This is a genomic window from Enterococcus sp. FZMF, assembly GCF_030263915.1.
GTDB lineage: Bacteria > Bacillota > Bacilli > Lactobacillales > Enterococcaceae > Enterococcus_D > Enterococcus_D casseliflavus.
The window spans coordinates 3,293,147-3,315,454 of sequence record NZ_CP127160.1 but is presented as its reverse complement, the minus strand read 5'-3'; the positions used below and the strand labels follow the sequence as shown (position 1 = coordinate 3,315,454).

The 22,308-nt window shown below is 44.3% G+C and carries 16 protein-coding genes; 11 read left to right on the top strand and 5 right to left on the bottom strand.

Translation table 11 applies throughout. The features are described 5' to 3' along the window. Positions 1-183 precede the first annotated feature (183 nt). On the top strand, positions 184-972 hold the full coding sequence (locus tag QN079_RS16150; RefSeq protein WP_074934233.1) for a response regulator transcription factor: 789 nt from the start codon (positions 184-186) through the stop codon (positions 970-972). Positions 973-1,048: 76 nt separating this feature from the next. Here QN079_RS16150 and QN079_RS16145 read toward each other — a convergent pair whose 3' ends face one another. From QN079_RS16145 to QN079_RS16130, 4 genes are all read right to left on the bottom strand, one after another. Further along, complete coding sequence (locus QN079_RS16145; RefSeq protein WP_289230151.1) at positions 1,049-2,035, bottom strand: polyprenyl synthetase family protein; 987 nt, start codon at positions 2,033-2,035, stop codon at positions 1,049-1,051. Between the two features lie 11 nt (positions 2,036-2,046). Continuing rightward, positions 2,047-2,607, bottom strand: a complete 561-nt coding sequence (locus QN079_RS16140) for a Gx transporter family protein (protein WP_005232987.1) — start codon at positions 2,605-2,607, stop codon at positions 2,047-2,049. A 10-nt stretch (positions 2,608-2,617) separates the two neighbouring features. After that, entirely contained in the window at positions 2,618-3,025 is a 408-nt protein-coding gene (locus tag QN079_RS16135; protein ID WP_289230150.1) for a NusG domain II-containing protein, read from the bottom strand. A 206-nt stretch (positions 3,026-3,231) separates the two neighbouring features. Continuing rightward, positions 3,232-5,172, bottom strand: coding sequence for an NAD(P)/FAD-dependent oxidoreductase (locus QN079_RS16130; protein ID WP_005230327.1), 1,941 nt, complete (start codon positions 5,170-5,172; stop codon positions 3,232-3,234). Positions 5,173-5,442: 270 nt separating this feature from the next. Here QN079_RS16130 and pplA point away from each other — a divergent pair, with 270 nt between their 5' ends. The 3 genes from pplA (at position 5,443) to menA (ending at position 8,688) form a co-directional block, all read left to right on the top strand. Continuing rightward, on the top strand, positions 5,443-6,381 hold the full coding sequence (gene pplA / locus QN079_RS16125) for an extracellular electron transfer flavoprotein PplA (RefSeq protein ID WP_289230149.1): 939 nt from the start codon (positions 5,443-5,445) through the stop codon (positions 6,379-6,381). A gap of 264 nt (positions 6,382-6,645) precedes the next feature. Then, the gene (locus QN079_RS16120; protein WP_289230148.1) at positions 6,646-7,722 is read left to right on the top strand and encodes an FAD:protein FMN transferase; all 1,077 of its coding nucleotides are present in this window, start codon (positions 6,646-6,648) and stop codon (positions 7,720-7,722) included. Between the two features lie 12 nt (positions 7,723-7,734). Then, the gene (menA, locus tag QN079_RS16115) at positions 7,735-8,688 is read left to right on the top strand and encodes a 1,4-dihydroxy-2-naphthoate polyprenyltransferase (protein ID WP_015510612.1); all 954 of its coding nucleotides are present in this window, start codon (positions 7,735-7,737) and stop codon (positions 8,686-8,688) included. A gap of 326 nt (positions 8,689-9,014) precedes the next feature. On the opposite strand, the gene QN079_RS16110 is transcribed toward menA, so the two are convergent. Continuing rightward, complete coding sequence (locus tag QN079_RS16110) at positions 9,015-9,977, bottom strand: biotin--[acetyl-CoA-carboxylase] ligase (protein WP_289230147.1); 963 nt, start codon at positions 9,975-9,977, stop codon at positions 9,015-9,017. Between the two features lie 432 nt (positions 9,978-10,409). Here QN079_RS16110 and rpoB point away from each other — a divergent pair, with 432 nt between their 5' ends. From rpoB to QN079_RS16075, 7 genes are all read left to right on the top strand, one after another. Then, positions 10,410-14,027: a DNA-directed RNA polymerase subunit beta gene (gene rpoB, locus QN079_RS16105; RefSeq protein ID WP_008381746.1), complete on the top strand. Its 3,618-nt coding sequence runs from the start codon at positions 10,410-10,412 to the stop codon at positions 14,025-14,027. Between the two features lie 87 nt (positions 14,028-14,114). Next, positions 14,115-17,765 (top strand): DNA-directed RNA polymerase subunit beta', encoded by a 3,651-nt coding sequence (rpoC, locus tag QN079_RS16100; protein ID WP_015510610.1) that lies wholly within the window; start codon positions 14,115-14,117, stop codon positions 17,763-17,765. Between the two features lie 244 nt (positions 17,766-18,009). After that, the gene (locus QN079_RS16095; RefSeq protein ID WP_289230146.1) at positions 18,010-19,476 is read left to right on the top strand and encodes a BglG family transcription antiterminator; all 1,467 of its coding nucleotides are present in this window, start codon (positions 18,010-18,012) and stop codon (positions 19,474-19,476) included. A gap of 2 nt (positions 19,477-19,478) precedes the next feature. Beyond that, complete coding sequence (locus QN079_RS16090; RefSeq protein ID WP_005230355.1) at positions 19,479-19,976, top strand: PTS sugar transporter subunit IIA; 498 nt, start codon at positions 19,479-19,481, stop codon at positions 19,974-19,976. Between the two features lie 16 nt (positions 19,977-19,992). Continuing rightward, positions 19,993-20,307, top strand: coding sequence for a PTS fructose transporter subunit IIB (locus QN079_RS16085; protein WP_005230357.1), 315 nt, complete (start codon positions 19,993-19,995; stop codon positions 20,305-20,307). A 46-nt stretch (positions 20,308-20,353) separates the two neighbouring features. After that, on the top strand, positions 20,354-21,433 hold the full coding sequence (locus QN079_RS16080) for a PTS fructose transporter subunit IIC (RefSeq protein ID WP_289230145.1): 1,080 nt from the start codon (positions 20,354-20,356) through the stop codon (positions 21,431-21,433). A gap of 17 nt (positions 21,434-21,450) precedes the next feature. Beyond that, the gene (locus QN079_RS16075) at positions 21,451-22,305 is read left to right on the top strand and encodes a class II fructose-bisphosphate aldolase (RefSeq protein WP_289230144.1); all 855 of its coding nucleotides are present in this window, start codon (positions 21,451-21,453) and stop codon (positions 22,303-22,305) included. The last annotated feature ends 3 nt before the right edge of the window (positions 22,306-22,308 follow it).

Here is a 22,308-nt window from a genome sequence, read left to right as displayed (position 1 = left end):
TTCATTATATGCGAAAGTAAGCGTTTTCTTCAGGAGGGTTCTATGCTGTTTCAGGACAATTTTATCCAAGATTGTTATATTTTTAACATGTGTTGTTATTGTTCATAAAAAGCAATAAACTTAATAATAAATGATTAAATATGGTATAATTTGAAAAAGAGAACACGGAAAGGAGCTGCTTTCATGTGCTACATTTTAGTTTCCACCCCAGATGAAAAGGAACGAAATCAGATAAAACAAGTGGTCAGAAAAGATTTTTTTAACGCCACGCTCTTGCAAGATGCTTGGACAATGGCTGAAACGGTAGCGATCGCTGGGAAAGTACACGTTGATATCCTCATCTTGTCAATCTCTAATGAGGCCGAAGATCCTTTTTATTGGACAGCCGAAGTCATGAAAAAACAGCCGAATATCAAACTGATTTTGATTGATGAGACGAAGAACTTCGACAATCTTCATCGCTCACTGCGCTGCGGAGCTATCGATTACTTAGTGCGGCCTTTAAGCAAGCAAGAGCTTCAGCACAGTATCCACCGTAGTATTCTCTCGTTGAATCAAATTTCCCTATTGCACTATTCCACGTCAGCGATCACTGATAATATTGCTGAACAAGTCAATCAGATCATTGAATACATCCATCTCAACTATCAAGAGCCGATCACCTTAGATGTCCTTGCTGCTTTCAGCCACATGCATCGCAACTATATCAGCCGGATTTTTAAAGAAGCCACTGGGATGACTTTTACTAAATATTTGACGTTTTATCGAATAGAACAAAGCAAAAAGCTGCTGGTTACTACGGAGGATTCCATTGCTGCCATCGCTGAACAAGTGGGGTATGATGATGCGGGTTATTACGCCCGGATCTTCAAACGTGAAACCAGCTATACACCGAACCAATACCGCAAAACCTTTACCTCTTCCTATGTTGCTGCAGATTTAGTGTTTGCCCAAAGAGAAATGAGTTCATGAGGGATTCCCTTGCTCAACTAAAAAAGCATGATCGCTTTTGGCAGCGACCATGCTTTTTTGGTGTTCGTTCATTAGATCAATTGCTTCGCCCAAGGATCTGAGCAGTGATCTGGTAAAGATACGTTTTGGTTTCGTCTTTGGTTTCAGGCAATTTCTGGATCGCCTGCAAAGCTTTTTTCGTATAGTCGGCTGCGAGTTTCTTGGCTTCCTCGATCCCAGCACTTTCTTGGACGATCCGATAGACTTCGTGGGTGTCGGTGTCCGTCATAGCGTCTTGTTTTTCCAGCAATGGGAGCAGCTGTTGGCGGTCACTTTTCAGTGCCAATAACAGCGGCAGGGAATAGACGCCTTGCCGAACATCTTCCAATACTGGTTTTCCTAAAGCAGCCGCATCTTGGCTGTAATCTAAGACGTCATCCATGATTTGAAAGGCAAGGCCAATGGCTTCACCGATCTCACGGGCTTGATTGGCAAAGCGCAAGGAGGTGCCGCTTTCGTAAGCCCCGATGAAGCAGCTTAAAGCAAACAACTCAGCGGTTTTGCCGCGAATGTTTTCTAAGTAATCCTCGACAGTGACGGACAAATCGTATCGTTTGCTCATTTGTCCTAATTCGCCGGCCAGGATTTTTTCCATACTACGGGAATTCATCTGCAAGCTTTTCATGGAGCTGGCATAATCCGCCATCAATTTAAAGCAGCAGACAAAGAGGTAATCACCAGCATAGACAGCGACATCGTTGCCAAATTCGGAACGAATGGTCGGCAGCTTGCGGCGGGTGTCCGCATGATCGACGATATCGTCGTGGATCAACGAGGCAGTGTGGAGCATTTCGATCGAGGCCGCCAATGCGACGGCTTTTTCTCGATCTTTGTCGCTGCCATAAGCAGAAAAGAGCAGCTGATAAGCAGGACGCAGCAGTTTCCCACCTGAATGGATCATGGACAGGATCGCTTGTTCGACCTCTTTGTTTTTTAGTTTTAATGATTTTTCCATCAATTGCAAGGAGGCAGATAAGTCAGCTTGCAGTGCTGGATACTCTTGCCACATGGAATGAAGTTTCATAATTAACTCCTTTATTCTGAATCCGAGCGCCATTTGACTTTGGTCTGGCGTTCATAATCAATTTGAAAACGGCGCAGTGTTTCGACACGGCGCAGCAAGTAGTTGGCGGCGATCCCGATAGCGATCCCGGACAAGATCCCAAAGAAAGACAGGACCGGCAAGTAGAGCATCACGCTCCAGGATTGAGCGATCCATGAGGCAGTGATCAACTGTCCGACGTTGTGTAAGAACCCGCCGGCCGCACTAATGCCGATGATACTGACACGCTTAGGCCCCAACTGTTTCACCAAAGACATCCCAAAGTAGCTCAGTAAGGAACCGCTCATACTATATAAGAAGGTCGAAACCGTTCCTCCTAGTAACGTCGTTAAGATCAGTCTTAGCCAAATCAAGAGAAAGCTGTCTTTTTTTGGCATGGTGAACAAAGCAATAATGGTAATTAAATTTGCCAAACCTAGTTTCGCACCAGGCGCAAAGGCAAATGGATAAGGGATCATATTTTCAACTAAACCAATCACGACCCCTTGGGCGACCAGCAGTGAGATGAAAATTATTCGTTGTAATCGACTCATAAGCAAACGATCAATAGATTAGATCGTCGGTCTCACTCCCATCTGCGTCTTGGATTTCGATCACCAATTTATGAGGCAGACAGACGATGGTTTCCCCATTTTTACTGGCCCAGCCACGGCGGACACAAATCTGGTCGCCGCAATCGGCTTCCTTGATTCGGATCCGATCCCCTTCGATCTCCAGTAAATTGGTATCGCCATCTTCATCTTCATAAAGATAGGTGTACGTTTTTTGACCTTCAACTAAGTCAAAACGCTTGATTTCTGTCCCATCGACCCGCAAGACGGCTTCTTTGTCCGCTGTTTGCGTCTGGCCAAAAATAAAAATCGGTAAAAAAGAGCTGAGGATCAAAACAAGTATGATGACGCCATCCCATGGTTTTAAATGGGCATCGCGGATAAATTCTTTTAATTTCATCAAAAAAGACTCCTGTTCTTTCATGTGATGTGTCTCATTCTAGCATAAGAAGACAAGATTCTACTAGCTGAATCCTCAATAATCCACCGATTTCTGTGCAAGGACGATCAAGAAAAAGTTCTGTACTTGGAAAGAGACCAAGACACTGATTGAAAATCAGAATGTCTTAGTCTCATGAAGTCGTACAGGTATTCTATTTTGCTGGCTTATTTATTGCCATATAAGGAGCGAGGGGTACCGTACCACCATTTTCCAAGGGTACGTTGCAACCATGGGATTACCCAACGGTCTAAACCGACTGCGCGTCCTGAACCGTTCATCAAGGCAAATGCAACTGGAATGAACCAGATGTTTACCCAGTAGAACATACCAGACATACAGAAAGTCAACACTAAAACGATAGTCGTTGCGTTCACTAACCAAGTGAAAAGACCAGCCATCAATGCAAGAGCTAAAGCAATTTCAAAGAAGACCATGAATTTTTGGAAGAACATGGCAACGTCGTTGTTTGGCATGATAAATTGCATAACTTTTGTGAACCAGTCAGGTGATTTTTCAATCACGATCATTGGTTGCTCACCGTAGGCATAGCTCAAACCGAAGTGTGCGGCTTGTGTCGCTGCATCGGCTGCTTCACCGGCACCACTAGCGGCACTTGCTGCATCGGCTGCTTCACTAGCACCACTTGCTGCATCAGCGACTGTTTGGTATTCCCAAGTCCAAGGGAAAACGCTGTTGCCTTGGAACCAAGAACCTTCACCGAACCATGTACCAGGTTTGAAGACTTCCCCGTTCGTGCCCAAAATTTTCTTGAAGGCTTCAACGAACCAGACAAGACCATAGAAAATACGAAGCGGAACACTCCACAAGACGTTTCCGTAACGAGACGTGTGACCACGGGCGACTGTCCGGTCATCTTTGATGTGGAAGATTTCATGCATCAAGTATTGGAACATGTAGTAACCAGAACGAATATCAAAGAAGTATTTCAAGTTAACGATATGTTTCATAATGATCGCTAAGAAACCGCTCAGGTGAATCTTATTGAATAAGTTCGCCACGCCCCATTTGGCACCGATGGAAACCATAAATCCTTGGTAGTTTCCTTTGAATTTATGTTTTTCGCCGCCTTTGATGGCTGAAACGATATTCGTTGCTGCAGTGTGCCCAGTTTGTTCAGCTGCTTGCACGATTTGTGGTGTTGGTGTGTTCGGGAATTCTTCGAAGTAAACCAAGTCACCAATAATATAGATGTTTTTGTCTTCGTAGCCTTTTGCTTCCATGTACTCATTGGCAACGAGACGGAAACCACGCGCGGTTTCTAAACCGAAATCTGCAGCATCACTAGTTCCTTTGACGCCGGCAGTCCAGATCAATGTGTGGGTTGGGATCGTTGAACCATCTTTTAGTTTGATGTGGTCAGGTGCCACTTCAACGATTGGTGCATTCAAGACAAGATCAACATTGTTTTTCTTCAAGTAACGTTCTGCTTTGGCTGCATCGTTACGATCAAGCATGTTTAAGATCGTTGGCATTGCTTCAACGACTTTCAAGCTGATTTCACTTGGGTCCAATTTATAATCGGAAGCTAAACGATCTTTCCAATCGATCAGTTCACCGATCATTTCGATCCCAGTAAATCCAGAACCACAAACGACAAACGTCAACATTGCTTTACGTAATGCTGCATCTGGTTCGATCGCTGCTTTTGCGACAGTTTTTTCAATGTGTTCGCGAATGCGGACAGCATCGTCAAATGACCATAAAGTAAAGCCATTTTCTTTGACACCAGGTGTACCGAAGTCATTCGGTTCGCCACCCATCCCTAAAATCAAGTAGTCAAATGAATAGCTGCCTAATTTTGTTTGGACGGTTTTATTTTCTTTATCGATCCCAGTTACTGTATCGGTTACTAAACGAACATTTTTCTTGCGTGAGAACAGGCGTTGCAAATCATATTGAATTGCGGTAGGTTCTACACGTCCTCCAGCGACTTCATGCAGTTCAGTCATCATCGTATGATAAGAGTGACGGTCGATCAATGTTATCTCAACATCATTGTCTTTTTTCAATTTCTTTGCCATGTACTTCGTAGCAGAAACGCCTGCATAACCGGCACCGACAACGACAATGTTTTTCTTTGCCATTGCAAATCTCTCCTTAATAAAAATAATCTATGATAATAATTACACAATCGTTCCTATTATATAGACAAATGGTTCATTTGTCTAACGATCCTGATGAAAAAAACGCATATTTCCTGAAATTCGTGAAAACTTGCGAAAATCAAAAAATAAGTCATTTTTTATTGAAAAAGCGGAAAGGAAGCGGTTGACATCTCGTAAATTTACTTTACAATGTTAGATGTATCACAAACTTTTTTGTGGGGAAAATAAACAAGTAAAAGGTGGATAATTATGAAAGCAAAGAAATTGATTGTAGGTATGGCGGTATTTTCATTCGCAGCAATATTGTTAGGGGGATGCGGAGCAGACGACAATAATACAGGTTCTTCGTCAACTAGAGAAAGTACATCACAAACTTCTGCAAGCGATTCTGCAACTACAGAAAGCTCAGAAGCAACCGTCGTTGCAGGCGAGCCAATGCAAGATGGTACGTATCGTTTAGAAGAAAAGAACTATAAAAACGACTACCGTGTCACATTTGAGATCACAGTCAAAGACGGCAAAATCGTTGAATCAAAATATGACAACGTCAATGCGGATGGCGAATCAAAAACAGAAAACACTGAATACAATGAAACAATGAAAGAAAAAGCAGGCATCAGCCCAGAAGAATTTATTCCTAAATTCAATGAAGAGTTAGTTGCCGCACAAAGCCCTTCTTCAATCGAAGTAGTTTCTGGCGCGACTCATTCCTTTGATTCCTTCCAAAACTATGCACAACAATTGATTCAAGCGGCGCAAGCAGGCAACACGGAAACCATTGAAATCGACAATGGTGCAGACTTGAAAGACGGAACCTATACATTAGAAGAAAAGAACTACTCAAACGGTTACCGTGTAGTCTTCTCAATGACTGTAGCTGACGGCAAAATCTCTGAATCAAACTATGACTACCTAAACGAAGCAGGCGAGTCGAAAAAAGATGATGCATCATACAACGAAAACATGGAAGCAAAATCTGGTACAAGTCCAGAAGAGTTCATTCCAAACTTCAATGAAGCCTTTGTTTCTGCAGTCAATGCCGAAGACGGCTCTGTGGCAGACATGGATGTTGTTTCAGGGGCAACCCACAGCTTCCACAGCTTTGTTATCTATGCACAACAATTGTTGAATGCCGCTGAAAAAGGCGACCAAACAACAATCGAAGTGGATAACTTCGTTACTGAATAATCACAACTTCTTTCCATTAAGAGGACAGCATTCGTTTTGAGTGCTGTCTTTTTTTCGTGGGCAACAAGGTCACAAAAGCAAGTTCGTGCAAAAGGAAGCAATCTGGTGGGAAGGTTTTTTTAAAAAAGAACTGTTTTTTACAAAGAAGAAAAGGTTCGATTAAGGATTCCTAAAATACGTTGAGGAATCACGGAATGCCCCTTTTCATTCTGCCAAAAAAAGGCTATTATATGAAGGTTGAAGACAATAGAAAAGAGGAAAATCATGAAAAAGAAAGTAACGTTTTTTCTGATGTTTGTTTTTTTAGGCACAATGTTGGCAGCCTGTGGCAGTGATCAGGAAGCAATGACGCTGCGAGAAGAACCATATTTTCAAGAAGAATTTTTATTAGGCACGTATACTCGGATTCGCATTTATGATGAAGGCAAAGAGGACGCTATGAAGCCTGCCTTTGACCGCATCAGAGAGTTAGGCGATAAAATCACCATCAACCAAGCAGGGTCAGAGATCGATGAAATCAATGCGCAAGCTGGCATCAAGCCAGTGAAGGTCTCAGATGATATCTATTATTTGTTGAAAGAAGCCTATGATTATAGTGTGAAATCAGAAGGCGGCTTTAATATGGCCATCGGTGCGATCACCCAATTGTGGCGAATCGGCTTTGATGATGCCCGCAAGCCAGAACAATCTGAGATCGATGAAGCGTTGAAACATATCAATTATGAACAAGTCGAGTTTAACGACGAAGACCACACGGTGTATTTAAAAGACAAGGACATGATCCTTGACCTTGGGGCGATCGCCAAAGGCTACATCACGGATGAAGTCGTCAAAGTGCTGAAGGACAATGGCGTGACTTCCGCGATCGTCGATTTGGGCGGGAATGTCTATGTGTTAGGTCATAGCAACCGCGGTGCAGATGAGCCATGGAATGTCGGAATCCAAGATCCAAACAAATCTCGCGGCTCGATTATCGGCAGTATCAAAGAAACCAATAAAACAGTAGTTACTTCAGGGATCTACGAACGCTACTTAGAAGTAGACGGCAAAACGTATCACCATATTTTTGATTCTGAGACTGGCTATCCTTACGATAGCGATGTAGCAAGTGTGACTGTGATCACTGACAAATCCATCGATGGTGACGGGTTGACTACGGTGGCGTTTGATAAAGGAGTCAAAGAAGGCTTGGCTTATATCGAACAGCATACCGAAAAGGGAACCGATGCGATCTTTATCACAAAAGAAGATAAAGTGTACGTAACAGACGGCATCAAAGATACCTTTGAGCTTTCAGAGGAATCAGGCTACACGATGGGTGATCGTGCTGATTTAGAATAGGAGGAGTGAAAGATGTCTCTTTCAGTGTTTTTAGAAGTGGTGGAGATCCGCACCAAGGTGGCGAGTGTCTTCCCCTTCATTATGGGTGTGTTGTTCTCGTTGGTGTATTTTCATGAATTTCATCCGTTGAATACTGTGATTTTTTTTCTGGGGATGCTGCTGTTTGATTTGACGACGACGTCCATCAACAATTATATGGATTTCAAAAAAGCCAAATCAGAGACCTACAAATACCAGCACAATGTGATCGGGCGCGAAAACATCTCAGAAGCTACTGTCCGCAATCTGATTTTTGCGATGCTGGCAGGAACCTTACTGATCGGTCTTTACTTGACCTTTGTTACCGGCTGGCTGCTGCTAGTGATGGGGCTGGTGGTTTGTTTTATCGGGGTCTTTTATACCTTTGGCCCCATTCCGTTATCGCGGATGCCTTTAGGCGAGGTATTCAGCGGTGTAACGATGGGATTAGGGATTTTTGCCATCACGATCTATATCAATACCATTGATCAAAAAGTGTTTTATCTGGCACTGGATTTTGCGAACGGAACCTTTGGCTTAGTGGGGAATCTCTGGGCTGTGTGTGCCATCGTGTTGGCATCCTTGCCATTGATTTTCACGATTGCTGACATCATGTTAGCCAATAACTTACGGGATCTGGAAGCTGATATCGAAAACCATCGCTACACGCTGGTGTACTACATCGGTCGCGAAGCAGGTATCCGTCTGTTTCAAGGCATGATGTTGGCGTCTTATGCCGCTATTTTATTGGGCCTCTTGTTTGGACTCTTTCAATGGCCGATTTTGCTCGTGTTTCTGACACTACCGAAAATCCGCCAAAACTTGAAGGAGCATCAAGCCAGCCTGCCGCACCCACGTAGCTTCGGCTATTCGATTAAGAACATGATTTTATTCAACAGCAGCTATGCCTTGGGCTTGCTTTTGTGCCTGCTGTGGCAATTGCTGTAAAAGAAAAGATCAACCCGCTCTTGAAAGAGCAGGTCGATCTTTTTTATGTGGGGAATGAAAGAACGCATGAAAACTGTAGAAAAGACATGATAAAAGAACGAGCATCCTACTTAGTATGAAAAGATGAGGCTCGCTTTCTTTGCGATCCTGATTGCAACAGTAAAGTTTTGGTGACAGTAGCTAAACCCGATAGAAAGGGGAGCTGCCTAGGTTGTTCTTTTGTATGACCCCTCGGAATAAGCAGATCTGTTTATGGAGCATTTATGCTTGACTAATTCCTTGCGAAAGCAGCGAATCAGCAAGCGGATTTGCGACTTTTCTCAGCATCAATACCGTTCCAAACTGATTTCTCCAGAAGAAAGCACCTTGCGATCCGTTGCTGTTTCCACCACTAATTCACCGGTGTTAGTAATGTCTTTGGCGATTCCTTCATAGGTCACACCTTGTTGTGTAAACTGAACGGTGCGGCCCAAAACGAAGGATTTCTGCCGATAGCGGGCCATGTAATCCATGTCAGGCAGCTTTGCCAATAATTGGAAGAACCGACGCCAAATTTCTTGGATCAAGGTTGCCCGAGAAAAGGTTGGATACTCTTCACCAGGAAAGAGTGAGGTCGCTTTTTCCCGAATCTCTGCTGGAAACTGCTGTTGCGGAATAGAAAAACTGATGCCGATACCGATCACAACCGAGGTAATGCGGCCTGTTTCAAAGTCACTGGTTGCTTCAGACAAAATACCGCAGAGTTTTTTTCCATCTAAGTACAGATCGTTGACCCACTTAATGGCCGTTTCCTTCATTAGAAGGGCATCGATGGCTTCTGCGACTGCCACCGCAGCCAAAACGGTATATTGCGGCAATTCTTGAAACGCTTGGTTGGGTTTTAAGAGCAAGCTCATGTAGATCCCTTGTTTTTTCGGTGAGAAAAACGGTCGTTCGAAGCGGCCATGGCCGCCTGTTTGCGTTTCGGTCAAAAAAAGGGCGGGGGTTGCCAGTCTACTGTCCAAAGCGGCGATTTTGGCTTCTTTCATAGTAGACTCAACAGCATCCTTGATTTGAATCGTGGGAATCATCGGCAAGGCGGCTGCAAGTGCTGCTTGATCGTAGCGGTCAGCGGAGACAAAGCGATAGCCGTTGGCCAAGTGTTCGAAATGATAGCCTTCTTTTTCAAGTTCTTTAATGGCTTTCCAGACTGCTGTACGAGAGATCGACAAGGCTTGGGCTAGTTTTTCTCCGGACAGTACAGTATCTTCTTTTTGTAATAAGGTCAGTATTTTTTCTTTTGTCGTCATAAGGATATCCTTCCTAATGTTTCACGTGTAACGTTTTCGTTAGCATAGCAAGAAATCGGCAAAAAGCAAAGTAGTTTCTTACGAAAAACAGTCCGCACTCGGTTCGTTTTTTCTTTAGAAAATCTTAGGAAATGGGTGCGTCAGAAAAGCATTGTAACTTCCAATGAAAGCTTGACAGAAAAGTGCTTCGTCTGTATAATAAGGAGTTGCAAAAACTATCTGAACGAAAAAAGCAGAAACGAAATATTGTCCGTTTCGGCTTAGGAATAAGGAAACAAAAGTAGAAAATGCCCAATGCATCCGTTCTATTTTTGGTTTTTTTTTGCCTAAAAGCCGCAAAAAATGCTTTCTGTAACCTATATTTAATATTTGTTACAGTTTTGTAAATAATCGGATAGCCTTTTTGAAAGACTTTATGAAGAGGTGAAGAGCTTGGCTGGACACGTAGTAAAATACGGAAAGCATCGCGAACGTAGAAGTTTCGCACGGATCAGTGAAGTATTAGAATTACCGAATTTGATTGAAATTCAAACCGACTCTTACCAATGGTTCCTAGATGAGGGCCTAAGAGAAATGTTTGAAGATATTTTGCCAATCGAAGGATTCAACGGTAACTTGTCCCTAGAATTTGTGGATTATGAATTGAAAGAACCAAAGTATACAGTAGAAGAAGCCCGTGCCCATGATGCAAACTATTCGGCACCATTACATGTTACTTTGCGTTTGACGAACCGTGAAACTGGGGAAATCAAATCCCAAGAAGTATTCTTTGGTGATTTCCCATTAATGACTGAACAAGGAACCTTTATCATCAACGGGGCAGAACGGGTTATCGTTTCTCAGTTGGTCCGCTCTCCAGGTGTATATTTCCATGGCAAAGTCGATAAAAACGGCAAAGAAGGCTTTGGTTCAACTGTTATCCCTAACCGCGGTGCGTGGTTAGAAATGGAAACTGATGCCAAAGATATCTCTTACGTACGGATTGACCGTACCCGTAAAATTCCTTTGACGGTCTTAGTCCGTGCCCTAGGGTTTGGTTCTGATGACACGATCTTTGAAATTTTCGGCGACAGTGAATCATTGCGCAACACGATCGAAAAAGACTTGCATAAAAACGCAAGCGATTCTCGTACCGAAGAAGGATTGAAAGATGTTTACGAACGTCTTCGTCCAGGCGAGCCAAAAACAGCAGACAGCTCACGCAGCTTGCTGAACGCACGTTTCTTCGATCCAAAACGTTACGACTTAGCAAATGTTGGTCGTTACAAAGTAAACAAAAAATTAGACTTGAAAACACGTCTATTGAACTTGACCTTAGCAGAAACCTTGGTTGACCCTGAAACAGGCGAAATCATTGTTGAAAAAGGCACTGTTTTGACTCACCAAGTCATGGAAACACTAGGCGCATTTATCGATAATGGCCTAAACAGTGTAACGTACTACCCATCAGAAGATGGGGTCGTGACCGAACCAATGACAGTCCAAGTCATCAAAGTCTTTTCACCAAAAGATCCAGAACAAGAAGTCAACGTGATCGGTAATGGCTATCCAGATACTGCTACACGTACGGTTCGTCCAGCAGACATCATTGCTTCAATGAGCTACTTCTTCAACTTGATGGAAGGCATCGGCAATGTCGATGACATCGACCACTTAGGAAACCGTCGGATTCGTTCTGTTGGTGAATTATTGCAAAACCAATTCCGGATCGGGCTTGCTCGGATGGAACGTGTCGTGCGTGAACGGATGTCGATCCAAGACACCGAAACCTTGACACCGCAACAATTGATCAATATTCGTCCGGTTGTCGCAAGTATCAAAGAATTCTTTGGTTCTTCTCAGTTGTCACAGTTCATGGACCAAACAAACCCACTGGGTGAGTTGACCCATAAACGTCGTCTATCTGCCTTAGGACCTGGTGGTTTGACCCGTGACCGTGCCGGCTATGAAGTCCGAGACGTTCACTATTCCCACTATGGCCGTATGTGTCCGATCGAAACGCCTGAGGGACCAAACATCGGGTTGATCAACAGCTTGGCCTCTTATGCCAAAGTCAACAAGTATGGCTTCATTGAAACACCATACCGTCGAGTTGACCGCGAAACAGGCCGTGTTACTGACAAGATCGATTACTTGACTGCCGATACCGAAGACCACTACGTTGTGGCCCAAGCAAACAGCTTGTTAAATGAAGACGGCTCTTTCGTAAACGACGTTGTTATGGCGCGTGCTACTTCTGAAAACTTGGAAGTTTCGATCGATAAAGTCGACTACATGGACGTATCACCAAAACAAGTAGTCGCAGTCGCAACCGCATGTATTCCTTTCTTGGAAAACGATGACTCCAACCGTGCCTTGATGGGTGCCAACATGCAGCGGCAAGCTGTACCATTGATCAATCCGAAAGCACCTTGGGTTGGTACTGGTATGGAATACAAATCAGCACATGACTCAGGAGCTGCTTTGTTATGTAAACATGATGGGATCGTAGAATACGTGGATGCAGCCGAAGTGCGCGTTCGTCGTGACAATGGCGCATTGGACGTTTATTCTGTTACCAAATTCCGTCGTTCAAACTCAGGAACCAGCTACAACCAACGTCCATTAGTAGCACTTGGTGAAAAAGTCGAAAAAGGCGACATCTTAGCAGATGGCCCATCTATGGAACAAGGCGAAATGGCACTAGGACAAAACGTCTTAGTCGCATTCATGACTTGGGAAGGGTACAACTATGAAGATGCCATCATCATGAGCCGTCGTTTGGTGAAAGATGATGTTTACACTTCTGTCCATATTGAAGAATATGAATCAGAAGCCCGCGACACAAAATTAGGACCTGAAGAAATCACTCGCGAAATCCCGAACGTAGGGGAAGACGCATTGAAAGACCTAGACGAAATGGGGATTATCCGCATTGGTGCGGAAGTCAAAGATGGCGATTTGCTTGTTGGGAAAGTCACGCCAAAAGGGGTAACGGAACTTTCAGCAGAAGAGCGTTTATTGCACGCAATCTTTGGTGAAAAAGCCCGCGAAGTGCGTGACACTTCTCTACGTGTGCCTCACGGCGGCGGAGGAATCGTCCACGATGTCAAAATCTTTACCCGCGAAGCTGGCGATGAATTGTCACCAGGTGTGAACATGCTGGTTCGCGTTTATATCGTTCAAAAACGGAAAATCCATGAAGGGGATAAAATGGCCGGACGTCACGGAAACAAAGGGGTCGTTTCTCGCATTATGCCAGAAGAAGACATGCCTTTCTTACCAGATGGCACACCAGTCGATATCATGCTGAACCCATTAGGGGTACCTTCTCGGATGAACATTGGACAAGTATTAGAGTTACACTTAGGAATGGCTGCGCGTCAACTAGGCATTCACGTGGCAACACCAGTCTTTGATGGTGCCAGCGATGAAGATGTTTGGGCAACCGTTGCTGAAGCAGGAATGGCCAGCGATGCCAAAACAGTGCTTTACGACGGACGTACCGGCGAACCATTTGATGGCCGCATCTCCGTTGGTGTCATGTACATGATCAAATTGGCCCACATGGTCGATGATAAATTGCATGCCCGTTCCATTGGACCTTACTCATTGGTTACTCAACAACCATTGGGAGGAAAAGCCCAATTTGGTGGACAACGTTTCGGAGAGATGGAAGTTTGGGCACTGGAAGCATACGGTGCTGCTTACACCTTGCAAGAAATCTTGACCTACAAATCAGATGACGTGGTTGGTCGTGTGAAAACATACGAAGCGATCGTCAAAGGGGAACCAATTCCAAAACCAGGTGTACCAGAATCATTCCGCGTATTAGTAAAAGAATTGCAATCACTGGGTCTAGACATGCGTGTCCTAGATATCGATGATGCAGAGATCGAACTACGTGATATGGATGATGACGATGATGATTTGATCACCGTTGATGCCTTAACAAAATTTGCGGAGCAACAAACAGCCCGCGAATTAGAACAAAAAGCACAAACAGAAGCTAAAAATGCCGCCGACGCGTTGAACCAACAAATCGAGACAGCAGAAGATCGCTTGCAATAATAGACGGCCCTCGCTATTTCCGCCACTAGCGGAAATAGCCCCCGTTCTATCGGATATGTCCATGAAATGAAATGGAGGGAACCTTTTTTGATCGATGTAAATAAATTCGAAAGTATGCAAATCGGTTTGGCTTCTCCTGAAAAAATCAGAAGCTGGTCTTATGGTGAAGTAAAAAAGCCAGAAACCATTAACTACCGTACGTTAAAACCTGAACGCGAAGGGTTGTTTGACGAGCGTATTTTCGGTCCAACCAAAGACTGGGAATGTGCTTGCGGCAAATACAAACGGATCCGCTATAAAGGCATCGTTTGTGACCGTTGCGGCGTGGAAGTAACACGTTCAAAAGTGCGTCGTGAACGCATGGGACACATTGAATTAGCAGCACCAGTATCACACATTTGGTACTTCAAAGGCATTCCTTCACGGATGGGTCTTGTTTTAGACATGAGCCCACGTGCATTGGAAGAAATCATCTACTTTGCTTCTTACGTAGTGATTGAACCAGGAAACACCAGCCTTGAGAAAAAACAACTATTGACTGAACGGGAATACCGTGAAAAACGTGACCAATACGGTCAAGAATTTTCAGCAGCGATGGGTGCCGAAGCCATCAAACAATTATTAGATGGCGTTGATCTTGAAGGCGAAGTTGCTGAATTGAAAGAAGAATTGAAAAACGCAACTGGTCAAAAACGGACGCGTGCGATCCGCCGTTTGGATATCTTAGAAGCATTCCGTGCTTCAGGAAACAAACCAAGCTGGATGGTCATGGACGTTATCCCAGTTATCCCGCCTGATTTGCGCCCAATGGTGCAATTAGAAGGTGGACGTTTTGCCACAAGTGACTTGAACGACTTGTATCGTCGTGTAATCAACCGTAACAACCGTTTGAAACGCTTGTTAGACTTGAATGCACCAAACATCATCGTTCAAAATGAAAAACGGATGCTGCAAGAAGCAGTCGATGCCTTGATCGATAACGGTCGTCGCGGCCGTCCAGTCGCAGGGCCAGGGAACCGCCCATTGAAATCTCTTTCTCACATGTTGAAAGGGAAACAAGGTCGTTTCCGTCAAAACTTGCTAGGAAAACGGGTCGACTACTCAGGTCGTTCAGTTATCGTCGTTGGTCCATTCCTTAAAATGTATCAATGTGGTCTGCCAAAAGAAATGGCGATCGAATTGTTCAAACCATTCGTGATGCGGGAGCTTGTTTCTCGTGAAATCGCGTCAAACATCAAAAATGCCAAACGCAAAATCGAACGTCAAGAAGACGAAGTTTGGGATGTTTTAGAAGATGTCATCAAAGAACATCCAGTGCTATTGAACCGGGCACCTACGCTTCACAGATTAGGTATCCAAGCATTTGAACCAGTCTTAGTTGAAGGCCGTGCCATTCGTTTGCACCCACTTGTTTGTGAAGCCTACAATGCCGATTTCGATGGAGACCAAATGGCCGTTCACGTACCATTGAACGAAGAAGCGCAAGCAGAAGCACGTATGCTGATGTTAGCAGCCCAAAACATTTTGAATCCAAAAGACGGAAAACCAGTTGTAACACCATCTCAGGATATGGTCCTAGGGAACTACTACTTGACGATGGAAGAAGAAGGCCGTGAAGGGGAAGGCATGATCTTCCGTGACATGGACGAAGCAGTTACGGCATGGCGCAATGGCTACGTGCATTTACACACACGGATCGCCATCAATCCAAACACTTTAGGGGACAAACCATTCACGTCTGAACAAAAACAACGTTTGATGGTAACAACGGTAGGTAAAGTGATCTTCAACTCGATCATGCCGCCAGAATTCCCATTCTTGAACGAACCGACTGACTACAACTTGACGGTTCAAACACCAGACAAGTACTTTATTGAAGCTGGTACAGATGTGCCTGCTTTCATCAAAGAACAAGAGCTTGTTGGCCCATTCAAGAAGAAAAACTTAGGAAACATCATTTCAGAAGTCTTCAAACGTTTCCGCATCACTGAAACGTCACGCATGCTTGACCGCATGAAAGACTTAGGATACAGCCATTCAACAATGGCAGGTATCACCGTTGGTATCGCTGATATCATGAACTTGCACGAAAAACATGACATCATCGACAATGCCCACAAACAAGTAGAAACGATCACGAAACAATTCCGTCGTGGTTTGATTACCGATGACGAGCGTTATGAACGAGTTATTGGTGTTTGGAATGCAGCCAAAGATGAAATTCAGTTAAAACTGATGGAATCATTGGAAGCGAAAAACCCAATCTTCATGATGTCTGATTCCGGTGCCCGTGGTAACATCTCCAACTTTACTCAGCTTGCTGGGATGCGTGGATTGATGGCCGCGCCTAACGGACGAATCATGGAATTGCCGATCATCTCAAACTTCCGTGAAGGTCTATCTGTCTTGGAAATGTTTATCTCGACCCATGGTGCCCGTAAAGGGATGACCGATACCGCCTTGAAAACAGCCGATTCCGGTTACTTGACACGTCGTTTAGTTGACGTTGCCCAAGATGTCATCATCCGTGAAGACGATTGTGGTACTGACCGTGGTTTAGACATTCAAGCAATTCGCGAAGGAAACGAAATCATCGAATCCTTAGAAGAACGTTTGATTGGACGTTACACACGTAAATCAGTGATCCATCCTGAAACTGGCGAAGTCCTTCTAGGGGTCAATGAATTGATCACTGAAGATTTAGCTAAAGCCATCGTGGACGCTGGCATCGAAACAGTATCCATTCGCTCTGTCTTTACATGTAACACCAAACATGGTGTATGTAAACATTGTTATGGCCGCAACTTAGCCACTGGTTCTGAAGTTGAAGTTGGGGAAGCAGTCGGTACCATCGCTGCCCAATCAATCGGTGAACCTGGTACTCAGTTGACCATGCGTACCTTCCATACCGGCGGGGTTGCCGGAGACGATATCACGCAAGGTCTCCCTCGTGTCCAAGAAATCTTTGAAGCTCGTAATCCGAAAGGACAAGCGGTCATTACCGAAGTTACCGGAGAAGTCATCGATATCTCAGAAGACCCTTCAACTCGGACCAAAGAAGTGACCATCAAAGGGGAAACCGATACGCGTACGTATACCGTTCCTTATACTGCCCGGATGAAAGTAGCAGAAGGCGACTTTATCCATCGTGGTGCGCCATTGACGGAAGGATCGATCGATCCAAAACAACTGTTACAAGTTCGCGATGTCTTGTCTGTTGAAAACTACCTATTACGGGAAGTTCAACGCGTTTACCGTATGCAAGGGGTAGAAATCGGCGACAAACATATCGAAGTAATGGTTCGTCAAATGCTGCGTAAAGTCCGCGTCATGGATCCAGGTGATTCAGGCATCTTGCCAGGAACATTGTTGGATATCGCCGACTTTAAAGACCGCAACTACGACACATTGGTAGCCGGCGGCGTTCCTGCAACTAGCCGTCCAGTCCTATTAGGGATCACGAAAGCATCCTTGGAAACCAACAGCTTCTTGTCTGCTGCGTCCTTCCAAGAAACCACTCGTGTGTTGACCGATGCAGCGATCCGCGGCAAGAAAGATCCACTTCTTGGATTGAAAGAAAATGTAATCATCGGTAAGATCATCCCAGCTGGTACTGGTATGCCTCGTTACCGTGAAATGGAACCAAAAGAAGTAACAGTTGCCAGCGAAAATGTCTACAGCATCTCAGACATCGAAGCACAAATGGCTGCTGAAGACGCATTGAACAGCCAAAACTAATCAATGCCCAGCACCTGATTGACTCAGTGTGACGGAAAAGCTTGTCATTCTTCGGAATGGCAAGCTTTTTTTGTTTAGCAAAAGAAAATGTTACGAAAAAGAATGCGTCCTTCTTTCATCCTAGAAAAAGGGCATTTGGAACAATAAATGAAAGCGTTATTTTTGAAATGTCCAAATCAGTGGACATCGATTAAGAAATACTCGAGCCAAAGAGGGCTATAGTAAAGATACGGAGGGAGACAGTATGAAGCTGAGCAAGAGAGAAACACGTTTGATTGAGCAGTTTATGACACAAGGAATGAATTTGACCGCTAATGAACTAGCCACAGCTGCTAAGGTTTCAACAAAAACCATTTATCGGACGATCAAACGGATCAATGAGGCTGCTGGTTCAGAAATCATTCGGTCTGAAATCGGCAAAGGATTTTGTTTGGATTATGAAGCGTATCTCAAAGGCACGATTGAAAATCAAGAAACGGATCAAAATGATGAGCCGCTTGAGCGGCGTCACGCGATTGCACTGCATTTATTGTTTAAATCACCAAAGCGATTAATGATCAAAGAGCTGTTCGCCCCTTACTATTTGAGTGAAGCAGTGATAAGTAGTGATATCAATCGTCTTTCGGAATATTTTCAGTACTTTGAACTCCAGTTGATCCGATCCGATAAGAGAATTGCAGTGATTGGTACCGAAAAAAATATCCGTCGCTGTGTCAACGATCTCTTTACGAAGACCCATGTGTGGAATGAAGAAATGGTTACGCAAAAATATCCCATCAATGCCTTTGATATCAACTTTATTACCTCAATTCTTGAATTTATTGAGCGAAAACTTGCAAACAGTATTGCGTATCCTTACAATATGAATATTTTCTCGCATCTGTATATTCTGATTTTACGAATGAGAGAAGGAGAAATTGACCGCGAAGAAATTATTGAGGGCTTAGATGAGGAAGAACAGCATTTGATTGAACAGCACCAAGAGTTTTATCAAATTGCCCAACAAGTGATTGAAAAAATCAATGCCTATCTCGTGACGGAGCTGCCAGAAAGTGAGGTATTTTATCTCTACCAGTATCTAGTGTCTTCCAGAGTGGAAAACAAACCCTTGGCAATGACCAATCTGACAAAAGAAGCCAGCGAAATCACGGAGTTTTTTACTAAGCAGATGGAAAAAGCACTGGGTATTCAATTGAACCAGCAAACAGACAAGACCGATCTACTTTGCCATATTCAGCCGATGCTCTATCGGCTAAAGAATAAAATTATCGTGAAAAATGGCCTGTTAAGTGACATCCAACTGGAGTACCCAAGGATTTTTGAGCAAGTGGCACAAGTCAGTAAGGAAGTGGAGCAAACCTATGGAACGAATCCCATATCGGAAGACGAGATTGGTTTCTTGGTGCTGTATTTTGTGAAATTTAAAGTCATTCGTCGGCGCAGACAGCGAGTCTTAATCATGTGTAGCAGCGGCGTAGGGACCTCTGAGCTGCTGAAAGTCAAAGTCCAACGGGCATTTCCTGAACTGGATATCGTGGATGTGCTTTCCGCTCGTATGTACCGAAAGCATGCGCAAGACTACCAGAATATCGATTTGATCTTAACCACCATTAATTTGCCAGTAGAAACGCAGGTGCCGACGATTTTAGTCAATTCGGTATTTACCAAACAGGATGAAAAGCGAGTCAAACAACTATTAGGAGAGATGTAAAGATGAAAAACGAAAGCCAAACGATCCAAACGTTCAGCATCGCAGATGTAATCAATCCCAATCTTATCAAGATGGAAATGGAAGCGAATTCAAAAGAAGAAGCGATCACTGAACTGTCTGAACTTTTATATGAAAACCAAATAATTACCGATTTAGCAGGGTTCACCCAAGATGTCTTTGCCCGAGAAACGGAAGGAATGACCGGTATCGGACATGGCTTAGCAATCCCACATGGAAAGTCAGACAGTGTGAAAAAGACTTCCTTAGTGATCGGAAAAACCAAGCGTCCGCTTGAATGGGAGTCCATCGATGAAGCGCCCGTTCAAGTAATCATCTTGTTTGCAGTCAAAAATACCGATGCCAATACGATGCATATCAAGCTGCTGCAAAAAGTAGCGATGCTACTAGCGGATGAATCGTTTATTGATCGTCTCGTTGCGTCAGGGACAAAGGATCAAATGATGGCCTTGCTTGCTAAAGATCCTATGGCAGAAAACTAAGAAAGGGGGAGAAGAGATGAAAATCGTTGGTGTAGCTGCTTGTACTTCAGGCATCGCTCATACGTATATCGCTAAGCAAAAAATCGAAACAGCTGCGAAAGAACTTGGTCATGAAGTCCATATCGAAACCCAAGGAACCATCGGAACAGAAAGTGAATTGACGGAAGCAGCTATTCAAGCAGCCGATGTTGTCATTATTGCGGCAGATATCAAAATCGGCGGCAGAGACCGTTTTGAAGGCAAGCGAATAGTAGAAATTCCCACTAGTATGGTGATCAAAGCGCCTAAGCGTTTGCTTGAAACAATTGAAGAAAAATTAAATCAGGGATGAATCAACGAATGTTTTAACGACTTAAATTCAAAGGGGGATGAAACAAATGATGAAACAGCTGCAGTTGAAAAAACATGCCTTAACCGCCATCTCGTATATGCTACCTGTCGTTGTAACAGCTGGGCTTTTAATCGCTATCGGAAATCTTGCCAACGGCACGGTCATTGAAAATTACGATGCTGCCTATACGATCCCGGATGCACTGGTCTCGCTGGGGGTTTTAGGGATGGGACTGCTGGCGCCGGTGATTGCTGCCGCGATCGCCTATTCCATTGCCGATCGTCCAGGAATCGCTCCTGGTCTTTTTATGGGACTGATTGCCAATGCGATTGGTGCAGGCTTTTTAGGGGGAATGTTAGGAGGCTATCTCGCAGGTTATCTGGTCTTATTCTTAGTAAAAAACCTTAAAGTACCACGTTGGGCACAAGGTCTGATGCCAATGATGATCGTACCGGTCTTGTCGACACTGATCGTTGGTGCTTTGATGTTCTTCGTCATCGGTGTACCGATCGTGTGGGCTACTGAGGCGTTGACTACCTTCTTAACGAATCTGCAAGGCTCGGGAAATTTCTTATTTGGCGCGATTGTCGGTGGTATGGCTGCCTTTGATTTTGGCGGCCCCGTCAACAAAGTCGCCTCGCTATTTGCTGATGGGCTATTACTGGAAGGCATTCAAGAACCCGAAGCCGTGAAAATTTTAGCTTCAATGGTGCCGCCATTCGGTGTTACGATCTCTTGGGTCCTCTCTCGTCTCTTACGCCGACCCAAATATTCTACGGAAGAAGAAGACAACATCAAGATCGCTTTTCCAATGGGGCTTTGCATGATCACAGAAGGGGTGATCCCGATCGCTGCCGTTGATCCGTTTCGCGTCATTTTTTCTTGTACGGTCGGAGCAGCCGTTGGTGGTGGTCTAAGTATGATTTGGGGTGTCGGTTCACCAGTACCATCTGGAGGGGTCTTCATCATTCCTGCCATGACGGATCCACTGAAATTTACCATTGCGCTACTGATTGGTTCTGCCATTACCGGTTTTTTGTTGTTTGCATTGAAAAAGGCACCCGTTGAAACGCCGATCGTCGAAGAGGAAGAAGACGTTGATTTTTCGTCGATTGAAATTTCTTAAGAGAAGGAGCGAAGAAAATGTATGTATCAATGAAAGAGATGCTGCAAAAAGCCAATCGAGAAAACTATGCGGTTATGGCGATCAATTGTTTTAACTTAGAAACCGCTAAAGCTGTAATCGATGCCGCGGCAGAATCACATGCACCCATTATAGTTGACTTGCTCCAAGACCATTTAAAGACCCATCTGGATCATCGTTACTTAACCCAGCCGATCATTCGAATGGCGGAAAATGTCAATGTGGAGGTTGCCATCAATCTGGATCACGGACAGGATATTGCCTTCGTTAAACAATGTCTCCACGAAGGGTTCTCAAGCGTTATGATGGATGCCTCTATGCATCCTTTAGAAAAAAACATCGCCATCACCAAAGAGATCGTGCAATTTGCGCAAGCCTATAATGCCAGTGTCGAAGCAGAAGTTGGAGACATGGGAGCAGTAGCTGGGGATCAGTATACCAGCGATGGGATGTATACCGATCCAGAGGAAGCCATCCATTTTATTCGAGCAACCGGGGTCGACTGTCTCGCTCTTTCTTACGGCTCCAGTCATGGGGATTATCCAGAAGGGTACCGCCCGGCATTTCGCTTTGATATCGTTCAAACCATCAAAGAAGCCACTGACCTGCCGCTGGTTTTGCATGGTGGCTCGGGAGCCGGCAGAGAAAATATCTTGCGTTCCGTGGCACTAGGAATCAATAAAATCAATGTAGGGGCTGATTTTATGAAAGCCCAAAGAAATGCCCTGAATCAACAGCTGGATGCTTATCCCGAGAGCGATTATCCGACCCTGATCCACCAAACCATCGAAGCAGGAAAAGCAGTCGTCAAAGAGTATATCGAATTATCTGGATCAAAAAACAAATCACTTTAAAAA